Genomic DNA, 13,586 nt, shown 5'->3' with positions numbered 1-13,586 from the left:
ATAGGTCACCTCTACAATATTTTCTTAGTCGATTACATTGTACTAAAGTGAGCTATATTTGGCTCTTTTTTTATTACACAATTATATGGACATATTCTAATTAATCCAACTAAATAGGCTCTTATTGGATTTTCGACTTAATTAATCCAACTAAACAGGCTCTTATTGGATTTTCGACTTAATTAATCCAACTAAACAGGCTCTTATTGGATTTTTGACTTAATTAATCCAACAACATTCAATAACGTTTTAATCCAATATAAGAAGAGAGTCCGATACAACTATTAATGTGCCGGACTCTCTTTATTAATAATTTTTATTTCGTTGTTTCTTTCCAACTTTTATCGCTAAGCATATCGCCTGGCCATGTATATGACATTACGCCACCATCAATTGTTATATTTTCACCTGTGATAAATGAACTGTCATCAGAGGCTAGGAATTGTACGAGTTTAGCTACTTCTTCTGGTTTACCTAATCTACCTAAAGGTGTAACCCATTTTTGATTTTCTCTAAATTCTTCGCCTGCTTTATCTTCTTTATCACCTACTAAATTATCAACTAATGGTGTTTCTATCGTTCCAGGTGCTATAGAGTTTGCTCTAATGTTTTCTCTACCATATTCAATCGCAATTGATTTTGTGAAGTTTACAATGCCACCTTTAGCAGCGTTGTAACCAGATCTATTTAAATCTGCAGCTAGTCCAGAGAACGAAGCTGTATTAATAATAGAACCGCCTTCTTCAAACATTAATGGCAACATGAACTTCGTAACAAGGAAAGTACCTCTTAAGTCCACATTCATTAAATCATCAAATACTTCAACAGGATATTCATGAATTCTTCCTGCTTTATGGTCAATCCCTGCATTATTGAATAATATATGAACTTTACCATATTGTTCTTTGATTTCATCTATTGCTTTTCTTACTTCATCTTCTTTAGAAATATCAACTTTCATTGAAGTAGCTTTATATCCTTCATCATTAATTTGTTTCACTGATTTTTCTAATTCATCGGATATATCCATACAAATAACGTCAGCGCCTTCAGAAGCTAGTTGTTTAGCTGTAGCAAAACCTATACCAGTACTAGCTCCTGTAATAACTGCAATTTTATTTTCTAATCTTTTCATAATTTTAATAACACTCCTTTAAAAGATGAATGAAATACAATTACTTTGAATTCTACATATCATCCACAATATTCATATACCCGTTTTTTAAAATAATAAAAAGCCTGAGACATAATTAATGTCTCAGACTCGTTTTTGTTATATTGGCAGTAGTTAACTGAATTATAATTGAGCTTATACTAGACTTTTTCAATTATAGTCAACCTTGCCGAGGCAGAACTACGAAATCTTTTTTAAATATGATTTCTGTCTTGCTCTCTTTATTTTCTAATTTTTTTAATAGCGATAGTCGCTCTAATGACTGAAATTAACTGATTATCTTCATCTGTAACTTTAACATCCCACACTTGTGTTGTCTTACCAATGTGTAATGCTGTTCCTATTGCAGTTACAGTACCGCTTTGTACTGATTTAATATGATTTGCATTAATCTCTAAACCAAGTGGTATTTCATCTTCTTTAGAAGAAGCATTTGCTCCCATAGAGGCTGCAGTTTCTGCTAAAGCGATTGTAGCTCCTCCATGTAAATATCCAAATGGTTGTTTAACGTTATCGGTAACTGGCATTGAAATAGCAATATATCCATGTTTAACATCTAATGTCTTCATTTGAAGATGATCTAATAAATTCATATTTTTATCCCCCATTCACTACTATAATACCATAGCAGCAATGAAACCAAATATGATTAAAGGAATATTATAAATTAAGAAGTTAGGTATACACGTATCTCTAATGTGATCATGTTCCCCATCTACATTTAATCCTGCAGTTGGTCCTAATGTTGAGTCACTCGCTGGACTACCTGAGTCTCCTAATGCACCTGCTGTACCTATGACAGCTATAAGCGCCATTGCACTTAATCCTATTTCTTGTCCAAATGGTATAAATAAACTTGCAATGATAGGAATTGTCGCAAATGATGATCCTATTCCTAACGTTACAACTAAACCTATTAAGTACATCATAATGATACTAAACGCTTTGTTGTCTCCTGTAATAGTCGCTAAACTCTTAACAAGCGCACCAACTTCATGTGTCTCATTCATAACACCTGCAAATCCATTTGCTGATAAAATTACGACACCGATATAAGCCATAATTTGAATACCTTCTACTAATTTAGCATCTAAGTCTCTCCATTTATATAATCCAGAGAAGAAAAAGATTAAAATACCTGCTAACGCACCGAATATCATAGATTCTGTAAAAGTCTGCACTATAAAAGTAGCTAAAATGGCAATAACCGTAACCACTAGAGGGTATGTTTCTAATTTTCCAATTTCTTCGTCTTCTTCGACTTTAATTTTTTTATATTTTCTAGGTTTCCAATATATGATGATGGCTAAAATTAAACCAAATACATATCCCATACTTGGAATGAGCATTGCTTTCCAAATATCATTAAAAGCAATATCAATATTTGTTTTTTCAAATGAATCAAAAATGATGGACTGGAATATGTGACCATATCCGTATGGTAATAATATATACGGGAAACATAGTCCAAAGCCAATTACTGTAGCAATAAGTCTTCTGTCCATTTCTAATTCATTAAATAAACTGATTAATGGAGGTATAAGAATTGGAATAAATGCAATATGAACAGGAATAATATTCTGACTCAATATTGAGATAACAAGTAAACTTGCAACTAAAATGATTTTTATTTTTACTCTGCTATCTTTAGAATTTTCCTTTTTCACTGATTGTATGATTTTTCCGACGATATAATCTGTTATACCGCTATATGATATTAAAGCTGCAAATCCACCTAATAGCGCGTATGATAAAGCAACTTCAGCCCCATCAACAATAGACGTTCCAAAAGTAGCAATCACTTTGTCTAGAGACATACCACTTAATAATCCGCCTACTAAAGCGCCAATAAATATACTTAATACTACATTTAATCTTAATAAACAAAGTATAATCATAATTATAACTGCTACTAACACTGCATTTATTTCCAAAAAACCCTCTCCTGTTCTTTAACTCTCTACCACGATAAAGTAAAATGATGAACTTATCATATCAGTTGATTGAAAACATGTCAATAACAGCTGCTTAATTCTAAATTTTCAGATAAATACTATAAAAAAATAACCCTGCTCGACAAATTAATAGAACAGGATTACTTTTTATAATTTATTTTATTTTATTTTTCAAAAAGTGAAGTACAGTAGGAATCATAGCACCAGTTGCACCTTTTGGTCCACGATAAGTATCTTTTTCTGTATCAGCAGAACCAGCAATATCAAAATGTAAATGAGGTACGTCTTCACTGAAATGCGTCACAAAAGCTGCTGCAAATAACGCTTTACCATGTTTATTTAAAACACAGTTTGTTAAATCAGCTACATCCGAAGATTGAATATCTTGCTTTTCTTCATCAGTAATTGGTAACTTAAAGCTCACTTCATTTGAATATTTAGAAGCTTCTTTAACTGCATCTAAATATTGGTCGGCATCACTAGAGAATATACCTGTTTTACCAAGTCCTAACGCAGCTACAACAGCACCCGTTAGCGTCGCAAAGTTCATAATTAATTCTGGTTTGAATTGTTTAGCATAAGTAACACCGTCAGCTAGTACAAGTCTTCCTTCAGCATCGGTATTCGTAATTTCAACCGTTTCACCACTTAAGGATGTAAATACATCGTCTGGTTTCATAGCTTTATTAGATATCATATTTTCTGCTAATGGCAATACTGCTACAATATGAATTGGCAATTCTAAACGAGCTACAGCATTCACCATTGCAACTACATTACTAGCACCACTCATATCATATTTCATTGAAGGCATACCTGTTTTTGATTTAATTTGGTAACCGCCAGAATCATACGTTACCCCTTTACCAACTAATGCTATTGGAGCATCAGCTGAACCTTTATATTCTAACGTTACTAACCTCGGAGGATTAATAGATCCTTTACCAACTGCGTCTATTAGACCGAAACCTTCTTCATTAATAGCTTGTTCATCTTTAATAGAAACTTCTACGTTCGTATCTTCAAAGTTTACTTTAATTTGATTAGCAAAATATTCAGGCGTCAATATATTTGGAGGTGTTTGAGAGAAAGTACGTGCTAAATTAATGCTATCTCCTAGCACTTCTCCTTGTTTGAAACTCGTTAAAATATCATCATTCGTTTCTGTTATAAACGTGACTTTAGTTTCAATTGGAGCAGATTTATTAGATTTATAATTATCAAAATTAAATACTGATTGTTGAGACATCCACCCAAGATGATATAAGCGTGATTCATTCGTGACATTTTGAGAAACGAATGTGTTATCTAATAAATTAACTTGTTCAATTTTATTCAAGCTTAAATAACGACTTAATTGACCATAAATTTTTTGATAATCTTTCTCTTTGATTTCTTTTAAATTTCCTAAACCAACAGATATTAATTTAACAATTTGATTATCGATGATGACAGCAGAAGACGTAATTTCTCCTAATTCACTGCTTATAACTTGTTGTTTTTTCATATCATCTAATTGGTTATTTAATATGTTATTTACTTCATCAAAATTTTGCATTTGATTTAAATGACTCGGACAACCTATAACAATCGGATGATTATTTGTAGAATACTGTTTTTCAATTTGTAATTTCATATATATTTCCCCTTTTTTAAAACATTGAATAACCGCTTCTTCTTAAATTACGAATAACAAAACCAGCTACTATTGCGCCAACCCATCCAGAACCTAGCATTAAAATATCTGCAGTATGTATATGTGTTATTCCAGTTAATAACTTTGAAAATGCTGTAGAAGGATTAGTGAAATACATTGTTGTTGATATTTTATCAACGATAGCAAATATAACCAATGGATATAATATAACCATCAACCATGTTGTTTTTAGTAGCATGTTCAATATAAAAGCAATACCAAAGAATAATACGAAAAACAATGCCATTGATATAATGACTTGTGGTAAAGATATCATGGCTAACCTCCTTTAAAAAAGAGACCCGCCTAATGCAGGTCTCTTACTTAATTATCTTGCAATTAAAATTTACCTTTTTTATAGGCTAAACCAAGTCCACCGATTTTGAAGATGGCACGAGTATCAATAACTTTTTTCATGAATGCTGCTTTTTTACCAGTGATTTCACGGCCCATAACAACACCAACACCATCACGGCTACCTAGAGAACAAACAGTACCTTTGTCATCGTAACTAAATGGTTCAGTTTTTTCACCATTGAAGATGTTTTTGATGTTTTCTGCTAAGTGTTCACCTTGTTGCATAGCAATTTGTGCTGTAGTTGGTAATGGACGTTTGTTGTCGCCTTCACCAACCATAACTGCTGAACAGTCACCAATAACGAAGATATCGTCATAGTTATCGATTGATAAGTCGTCTTTAACAACGATACGACCGCGTTTAACGCCATCAAATGATTCTTCCATTAGTTTGCTACCTCTAACACCTGCAGCCCATATAGCAGTGTTAGCTTCTAATGTTTCTTCTTTATCATTTACTTTTACTACGAAGCCTTTTTCGTTACAAGCAACGATTGGAGTTGAGATTTTGAATTCTACACCACGAGCTTCTAAGTATTGAACAACGTAATCAACTAATTCTTCTGAGAACATTGGTAACATTTTTGGTGCTGCTTCAACACAAGTGATTTTCACTTTAGATTGATCTACACCGTATTTTTTACACAACTCAGGAACACGCTCAGTTAATTCACCTAATAATTCAACACCAGTAAATCCTGCGCCACCTACAAGAATAGCTAAATCATTTTCATCTTTTTCTTTAGATGAAGCATAATTTGCAAATCTATCTTCTAAATGTTTCGCGATACGACGAGAAGTATTAATGTTTTCGATTTGAAGAGCATGTTCTTTCATACCTTCAATTCCAAATGTTTCACTTTCAAATCCTAACGCAACAACTAAAATGTCGTAATCAAATACACCATTTGATGTTTCAACATTTTTAGAATCTTTGTTAATTTTAGTTACTTCTGCTTTTACGAAGTTTACTTTGTTTCTATCAACTACTGAAGTTATTGGGTATAAAGCATCTTCATAATTTAACGTACCTGCTGAAGTTTCATGTAACCATGTAGCTTCATAGTGGTAGTCATTTTTGTTAATAAGTGTAAGCTCAACATCTTGGTTAGAAACTAATTTTTGTAATTTAGTTATAGTTTGTAAGCCTGCATATCCTGCCCCTAATACAAGAACTTTTTTGCGTTCAAATCCCATTATTTTCACCTATACTTTCTAAATATTGTTTGACACCTGAAGGGATGTCGTGTCACTTTGTGTTTTTTGTCACAAGCAATTCTAATACTCTTTACATACAAAGTATATTGTATATTTTTATCAATATAATTTCAAGTGTCACACACTATTAATATTAAGGGATTAACAATTCTCTGGTGTACCTGTTACAGTTTTAGTTTTGAATGAGCTTCCGCAACCGCATGAAGCAATTGCATTCGGGTTTTCAATAGAGAATCCGCCACCCATTAATGATGTTTTGAAATCAATTGTAGTGCCATTTAAAATTGGTGCATCTTCTTTGTCTACTAAGACTTTCACACCATAAAATTCTAATTCCATGTCATTTTCAGATGGTTCTTCTTCTGCTGACATTCCGTATGATAAACCTGTGCAACCTCCACCTTTAACAGAAACTTTTAAGTAACCGTCTGGCATACCATTACTTTCCATCATATCCTTAACTTCATATGCTGCTGCTTCAGTTAAAATTACTGTTGACATAATTTATTCCTCCTTAAAAAATCCAATTTTCTTCTATATGACTATATATATTTTCTAGTAATTCTTCCGGTGTCTCGCCCTTGACCATATCGCCATTTACTAATGCATATAACCCTCTTGCACATGGTCCACAATTTTGTAGACAACCATATTCTAGTACGTCTACATCTGGATCATTGTCGAGCTTGTTAAACACTACATCAGCGCCTTTAGCCAAGTTTGATATACAAAATTCGACAATCGGGTTCAATGTATTCACCTACTCACTTTCGTTTCATTATCTATTTTAACATTCATTGTAGTTTATGCCAAAAACGATTATACTAAATGTATACTTATATATTATAAAATATATACATACAAATTTATAGAAATTTGATTTATGGACAAAGGAGAATAACGATGAAAAGCTTAGTATTATTAGGGGGCGGATACGGTAATATGCGTTTGATGAAGGATATTATCCCTAACGCTTTACCTTCCGATTATTCAATTACGCTGATTGATCGTATGCCATTTCACGGTTTAAAAACTGAATTTTATACTTTAGCAGCAGGTACAAAACCAGACAAAGAAATTCGAGTAAATTTTCCAAATGACAAGAAAATCAATACCGTATATGGGGAAATTACAGATATTGATTTAGACAATCAAATTATTTCTGTAGGAGACACAAGAGTCGACTATGATGAACTTGTAATTGGTCTGGGTTGTGAAGATAAATATCACAATGTTCCTGGCGCAAAAGAATACACACTCAGTATTCAAAATATCCAAAATGCACGAAAAACGTACCAAGCAATATTTGACTTACCAAGTGGTTCTACTGTTGGGGTTGTGGGAGCCGGTTTAAGCGGCATTGAATTAGCAAGTGAACTACGTGAGAGCAGAGAAGATATCAAAATTAAATTATTTGATAGAGGTGCAAGAATTCTCCCAGCATTTCCAGAAAAATTAAGTAAATTCGTAGAAAAATGGTTTGCTAAACATAATGTTGAAGTCATTCCTGAATCAAATATAACGAAAGTTGAACCGGGTAAATTATACAATAACGATGATGCTCAAGACATAGATTTAGTAGTTTGGACTGCTGGTATTCAACCAGTAGAAATCGTTCGAAATTTACCGGTCGATACTAATGACGGCCGTAGAGTTATCGTCAATCAATATCATCAAATTCCGACATATCCAAATGTATATATTGTTGGTGATTGTGCAGCTTTACCACATGCACCGAGTGCATATTTAGCAGAAATACAAGCTGATCAAATTGCTGAAGTAATGAAACTAAAATGGGCAAATAAACCATTACCAGAAAAAATGCCAGAACTTAAACCACAAGGATTCGTGGGCTCATTAGGAGAAAAACAAGGCTTTGCCTACTTAATGGAACAGACTGTTACCGGTCGATTAGCAAGAGTTATTAAGTCTGGTGTTCTATGGTTATATAAATATCATAACGGATAAGAAAAGTAGCAGAATTCTGCTACTTTTTTATTTCTCATCCACGTGTTCATCTATGAATTTTGTAATCGGTTTGAGTTGAATATAACCATCTGCAACTAATTCATCATTGATTGTAACAAGCGGATAAAATAATTCATCTTCTTTTATTCTTTCAATGAATTGTTGATCATGATCGGTTAAATTTTCAGTTTGTTTCATAAAATCAATATACGTAAATTCGAAGTCTATATGATTATATTTTCTCCCTAGTATAGCTTGCAACCATTCATAAGTGTCTTTTGATGAGGGTGCGTTCACACAACTGGCACAAATAACATCTGCACCATATACGACAATACTTGCTTTGGACATTTATAAAATCCTCCTAGTTCCATAAATAGATTTTTTACGTTATTTCTATTATAATAGATTAATAAGATTAATGTATCTAATAACACTTGATGAGAGGAGTATTAATATATGACTACCGAACAACAAACAATGTTTGATCAAGTTAGTGATGTACTTGAGAAATTAAGACCATTCTTATTACGAGATGGTGGCGACTGTGAATTAGTAGATGTGGATGATGGGATTGTTAAATTACGCCTATTAGGAGCTTGTGGTACTTGCCCAAGTTCTACTATTACATTAAAGGCTGGCATAGAGCGTGCTTTATTAGAAGAAGTACCTGGTGTCGTTGAAGTCGAACAAGTATTCTAACTTAATCATAAAATAATAAACCTAAATATATAAGACATCTATAGAGAGTCAAGGATTTATCCATTAGAATATCTAATGGATAAATCCTTTTTTAATTTCAAGCTTTCAAAATATTTTTTAAATAAAAAAACAGTAGAAATTCAATATTTATAATGAATTTCTACTGTTTTTGTAGTGATAATTATTTCTGCCTGAATTATTAATTGTATTTTCTACTCACATTTTCGTTGTATTCTCCGTTTATATGATTCAACATTTGCTCATTAATATAAACCCAACCTTTCCATCCAATATGGACTGCATCAGTGATTACATAAGGTTCATATTCTTTGTCAGTTAAATCATAAACTTTCATATTATTCGAAGTGATTGTATGATTTATTTTTTGATATACCGCTTCTCTCTTCATTTTATCAACGTGTATATGATCATACCATTTACCGTTAGCAGGTATAACAATAAATAACGGGTCTGCTTTTGCTTCTTTCAATGTATCTATTAACAACTGCAAATCATCAAATTCTACTGAGTTTTTATTAAATTCATAACTTCGATTAAAACGTTTCCTTTGTTGTTTTAATAAACTCCAATATTGATCGTTCATACCAAATTTATTAGAGGTTGAATTTTGCTCACCATATTGAGAGGCATATAATTTCATTGTTTCCCAATCCATTTTTTGAAAATGTTTATTGTGCGAGTGCTGTAAAGGTGATTTTTCTTTACCAAAAAGAGATTTCAATGCATCATGCTTTTCATGAATACTGTATTCAAAATTATTCATGAAAGTGCCTTCTTTATATTGATGATTTTTCGATTTAATAATAGATTTTAAATAAGGATCAGATTTTAATTGTTTAAATTCTATCAATCGTTTAGCAAATCTATTCTTTATTTCAGGACTTAATGTTTCACTAACAAATAAATGATCTGCTTGTAATGGAGAGAATCTCGCACTAAAATTATCGTTAGTTAAACCATAATTCGTAAACCATTGAGGTGAAATAATAATCGCTAATTTTTTCCCTTTTAGGTTATGAGATTGGCTCCCAATATTTACAGCATGAATCAAGTCAGTAGACCCGCCTGTACCAATTAAATAAGGTTTGAGTTTAGCATTTTTATCATTCAGTATGTACGCAGGATGAAATATATCTTGTTTCTCTAATTCACTAGAACCAAAAATGGGATAGTATTTTCTACTTTGTAACATTTCAGTTTGCGAGTGTACACCTTTTAATATTGAATCATTTAATGAGGTAGCTTCTTTATTGATATTTTCACTTTTTGAAAACGCAGAAAACCATTCTACTGGCATTAATAGAAATAGACCAAACAGTATACCACTAAAAATTAATGGTAATATTAGCTTTATTTTCATTGTAATTCCTTAAGCACTTCTATGATTTTATTTGGTGTTGCCCACTCATCTCTATCAAAATCAGTAATTGTAACGTCAATCCCTAAATTATTTTGAATTTCTATTAATAATCCAACTGTAGCGAATGAATCTATTATACCTTCGTCGAATATTGCAATATCTGGATTTTCTTTAACAATATCATTTTCTGCAACTTCTGCTAATATATCTAAAACTTTTTCTTCAAAACTCATAATTTAACTCCCTTTTTTTTAATGTATTAACTTTCCTGAGAATAATAAAAATCCAAATGCAACACTATGGAATGTAATTAGTATCGCTATAAAATTGGTTACTTTATTATTAAATTTAGGTGGATGTTTTTTTCGCCATTGTTCGTAATAGCCATAACCTATGAACAGCATTGCGTGATATAAACCATATAGTATGTAATTTATTTCAATTCCATGCCACACACCCATAATTGCAAAGTTTAATAAAAATCCTAAATTAGAAATAAGCAATTTATCTTTAATTAGTTTCTTTTTTGAAACAAAGAATACAAATCTCATATAAACGCAATCTCTAAACCAGAATGACAAACTCATGTGCCATCTATTCCAAAAATCTTTAATATTCTTAGATTGAAAAGGTTTATTAAAGTTGACAGGTGTTTGAATACCGAACATATAGCTAAATGCGATAGCGAATAAGCTATAACCAGCAAAATCAAAGAATAAATAAAAACTATAACCATACATATAAAATAAGTAATTTAAAAACGTATGATCTGTCTCAATTGGTATCGTTTTTAAGACTAATTCATTTATATAAAATGCGATAATATATTTATATAAAAATCCCATAAATACCAAATGGATAGCTTTGATTAACTGATTATAATATTCCTCACCTGATGGAATTTTATTTTCATCTTTAATAAATCTTTTGTATCTATCAATTGGTCCTGATGAAATAGTTGGAAAGAAAGTGATAAAATCTATTAATTTTAATACTTCTATTGATTTAATTCTTTTATCGCGTATTTCCATTATTAATTGGACTGTCTTAAATGTGATATAAGAAATCCCTAAGAAACCTATAAATTCTATCACTTTATTTCCATGTATCGTTATTTGATATTCACCTAGCCAACTACTTTGAAGTACTTTAACGAGTATTAAAGGTAATATTGATAGAAATACCATAAAAGCAAACACCTTAAATTCGTTTACTTTTTTAGTGATATTAATGTAACTTTTTATTAACAGCACTTGATAAATAACATATAAAGTAAAGAAAATAAGTTGATAGCTCAAATACTTATTATCAAATATATTCTTATTATCGTCTGAGAAAATAAGAACGAGCATAACAATTGTGATGAACCTATTATATATAAGACTTCTTTTACCAATTAACCCTAGTATTATGACTGGTAACATCAACAATAAAGTAATAAAGAAATAAGTAAAATCGCCATATGGAATCATGATTCTAACTCCTCTAATACTTTATTTCGATTTAATTTACCATTTGGTGTTAACGGTAAATGATCGGTAAATTTAAACTTTCTAGGAATCATATACTCTGGTAAATGTTGTTTAAGTTCTTGTTTCATCTTGTGTATTAATTCCATATCACTTTCAAGACTTTTTTCTAATAAAACAACCGTCGCATATAAATACTGAACTTTCTCACCTTTTTTAATTGGTGATACAACAGCTTGCTTAACTTGTGGCAAACGTTCTAAAATTAATTCTATTTCTTCTAATTCCATGCGATATCCATTAATCTTTATTTGAAAATCTATTCTACCTTGTATGAACCAATAACCTTCTTTATACTCTGCTTTATCTCCTGTGTAATAATGTCTTGTATCGCTTTCAATTCTAAAAGCTTTTTCATTTTTTTCCTTATCTTTTAAATAACCTTTACTAACACTTCTACCACTAATAATGAGCTCTCCATTATCAGCTAATTTAAGCTCTGATTGTTCCCTTACTTTCCCAACTGGTAAAGGGTTAAATGAATCAAGTATATCTTGAGTTATTTGTATACTCGTCACTGCGACTGTAGCTTCTGTTGGACCATATGTATTGTAAACAGTTGCTTCTTTATATTTCTCTATAAGTTTTTGAGCAGTTTTGTGACTGAATATCTCACCACAGAAGAAAAATTGTTTTAAGTTAGGATACGTATTATCGTCAAACCCTGGTAACAATAAGCACATTTCAACAAAAGATGGCGTAGAGACCCAACTCTCAATATGTCTATCATTTAACATTTCATAAAGATCTCTTGGTTTCTCAATCATTTGTTTATCAACAAGCTCTAGAGTACCACCTGACATTAAGCATGGATAAATTGCCATTACAGATAAATCGAATGAAAATGGTGCTTGGTTCAGCCATTTCTTACCTTCGCCTAATTGATTGAGTTTTAGCATCCATTCAGTAAAATCTAATAAACTATCATATGTAATCTGAACGCCTTTAGGTAGCCCCGTGGACCCCGAAGTAAAAATCGTATAAACAATATCTGTCATCTTCAATTGTTTAGTACCTTCGAGGTTAATAGATGCCTCTTTACATTCATTTACAGTTATTTGTTTAATATTCTTTTTATCTAATAAAATTTCAGTAGTATTGAATACATACTTTGGTTCAACTTTATCTATAATGTGTTCTATTCGTTCTTTAGGTATGGAAGTATCAATTGGAACGTAACCTATACCCGCTTTAATACTTGCTATCATACCTACAATCATAAATGGTGACATATGACCATAAATTACAAGAGGCTGAGATGTATCTTTTAACAAAGTTGCTAATTTACTTGAATAAATATCTAAATCTTTATATGTCATCATATTATTTCTATAGCAAATCGCTTCATTATCACCATGATTATCGCTCATGTATGATAACTGTTCTATGACGTCTCTCATAAACATACTCCTTTACTAAAACTCATTGTAAATGAAATTATTGCTCGCACTTCCACCAGCATAAATCCAAAATAAAATAAGCATGATTAGGAAATAGAAAATGGATAAACTAAATAGTTTAAAATTCTCAGAGTTAATAAATTCTCTAATTTTTTCCATTGATAATCTCCTTTTGTTTTTATTCTATTTTTATATTATATGTATAA

The 13,586-nt window shown here is 31.3% G+C and carries 16 protein-coding genes; 2 read left to right on the top strand and 14 right to left on the bottom strand.

The window, feature by feature from the left end:
- Positions 1-316: 316 nt before the first annotated feature.
- The 8 genes from CD135_RS00520 to CD135_RS00485 all read right to left on the bottom strand — a co-directional run bounded on the left by CD135_RS00520 (position 317) and on the right by CD135_RS00485 (position 7,151).
- A complete protein-coding gene (locus CD135_RS00520) occupies positions 317-1,135 on the bottom strand; it encodes an SDR family oxidoreductase (RefSeq protein WP_070044948.1) in 819 nt (272 codons plus the stop codon).
- 260 nt (positions 1,136-1,395) lie between these two features.
- Positions 1,396-1,767, bottom strand: a complete 372-nt coding sequence (locus tag CD135_RS00515; protein WP_017001034.1) for a PaaI family thioesterase — start codon at positions 1,765-1,767, stop codon at positions 1,396-1,398.
- Positions 1,768-1,788: 21 nt separating this feature from the next.
- On the bottom strand, positions 1,789-3,108 hold the full coding sequence (locus CD135_RS00510; RefSeq protein ID WP_084819047.1) for a Na+/H+ antiporter family protein: 1,320 nt from the start codon (positions 3,106-3,108) through the stop codon (positions 1,789-1,791).
- A 175-nt stretch (positions 3,109-3,283) separates the two neighbouring features.
- Positions 3,284-4,765 (bottom strand): leucyl aminopeptidase family protein, encoded by a 1,482-nt coding sequence (locus CD135_RS00505; RefSeq protein ID WP_103268581.1) that lies wholly within the window; start codon positions 4,763-4,765, stop codon positions 3,284-3,286.
- Between the two features lie 16 nt (positions 4,766-4,781).
- A complete protein-coding gene (locus tag CD135_RS00500) occupies positions 4,782-5,102 on the bottom strand; it encodes a YuiB family protein (RefSeq protein WP_017001037.1) in 321 nt (106 codons plus the stop codon).
- 62 nt (positions 5,103-5,164) lie between these two features.
- Complete coding sequence (locus CD135_RS00495; protein ID WP_017001038.1) at positions 5,165-6,379, bottom strand: NAD(P)/FAD-dependent oxidoreductase; 1,215 nt, start codon at positions 6,377-6,379, stop codon at positions 5,165-5,167.
- A 162-nt stretch (positions 6,380-6,541) separates the two neighbouring features.
- Positions 6,542-6,901, bottom strand: a complete 360-nt coding sequence (locus CD135_RS00490) for a HesB/IscA family protein (RefSeq protein WP_017001039.1) — start codon at positions 6,899-6,901, stop codon at positions 6,542-6,544.
- 13 nt (positions 6,902-6,914) lie between these two features.
- A complete protein-coding gene (locus tag CD135_RS00485) occupies positions 6,915-7,151 on the bottom strand; it encodes a YuzB family protein (protein WP_017001040.1) in 237 nt (78 codons plus the stop codon).
- Between the two features lie 152 nt (positions 7,152-7,303).
- Here CD135_RS00485 and CD135_RS00480 point away from each other — a divergent pair, with 152 nt between their 5' ends.
- Positions 7,304-8,368, top strand: coding sequence for an NAD(P)/FAD-dependent oxidoreductase (locus tag CD135_RS00480; protein ID WP_103268580.1), 1,065 nt, complete (start codon positions 7,304-7,306; stop codon positions 8,366-8,368).
- A gap of 27 nt (positions 8,369-8,395) precedes the next feature.
- Here the strand turns inward: CD135_RS00480 and CD135_RS00475 are convergent, their stop codons facing one another.
- Positions 8,396-8,719, bottom strand: a complete 324-nt coding sequence (locus CD135_RS00475) for a YuzD family protein (RefSeq protein ID WP_064205346.1) — start codon at positions 8,717-8,719, stop codon at positions 8,396-8,398.
- 108 nt (positions 8,720-8,827) lie between these two features.
- On the opposite strand from CD135_RS00475, the gene CD135_RS00470 reads away from it, so the two are divergent.
- Positions 8,828-9,070 (top strand): NifU family protein, encoded by a 243-nt coding sequence (locus CD135_RS00470; RefSeq protein ID WP_017001072.1) that lies wholly within the window; start codon positions 8,828-8,830, stop codon positions 9,068-9,070.
- A gap of 199 nt (positions 9,071-9,269) precedes the next feature.
- Here the strand turns inward: CD135_RS00470 and dltD are convergent, their stop codons facing one another.
- Genes dltD through CD135_RS00445 form a run of 5 tightly spaced genes read right to left on the bottom strand, consistent with a single transcriptional unit; the run spans position 9,270 to position 13,539 of the window.
- Complete coding sequence (dltD, locus tag CD135_RS00465) at positions 9,270-10,451, bottom strand: D-alanyl-lipoteichoic acid biosynthesis protein DltD (RefSeq protein WP_064211449.1); 1,182 nt, start codon at positions 10,449-10,451, stop codon at positions 9,270-9,272.
- Positions 10,448-10,684 (bottom strand): D-alanine--poly(phosphoribitol) ligase subunit 2, encoded by a 237-nt coding sequence (dltC, locus tag CD135_RS00460; RefSeq protein WP_064205348.1) that lies wholly within the window; start codon positions 10,682-10,684, stop codon positions 10,448-10,450. Before dltC ends, dltD begins: the two co-directional genes overlap by 4 nt.
- An 18-nt stretch (positions 10,685-10,702) precedes the next feature.
- On the bottom strand, positions 10,703-11,923 hold the full coding sequence (dltB, locus tag CD135_RS00455; protein WP_064211450.1) for a D-alanyl-lipoteichoic acid biosynthesis protein DltB: 1,221 nt from the start codon (positions 11,921-11,923) through the stop codon (positions 10,703-10,705).
- Positions 11,920-13,380 (bottom strand): D-alanine--poly(phosphoribitol) ligase subunit DltA, encoded by a 1,461-nt coding sequence (gene dltA / locus CD135_RS00450; RefSeq protein WP_070044944.1) that lies wholly within the window; start codon positions 13,378-13,380, stop codon positions 11,920-11,922. Before dltA ends, dltB begins: the two co-directional genes overlap by 4 nt.
- Positions 13,381-13,395: 15 nt before the next feature.
- On the bottom strand, positions 13,396-13,539 hold the full coding sequence (locus tag CD135_RS00445; RefSeq protein WP_084819046.1) for a teichoic acid D-Ala incorporation-associated protein DltX: 144 nt from the start codon (positions 13,537-13,539) through the stop codon (positions 13,396-13,398).
- Between the last annotated feature and the right edge of the window lie 47 nt (positions 13,540-13,586).

It is taken from the genome of Mammaliicoccus lentus (genome assembly GCF_002902755.1).
Classification (GTDB): Bacteria; Bacillota; Bacilli; order Staphylococcales; family Staphylococcaceae; genus Mammaliicoccus; species Mammaliicoccus lentus.
Note: the sequence above shows the minus strand (reverse complement) of the source record. Positions and strands in the feature narration are given on the sequence as shown.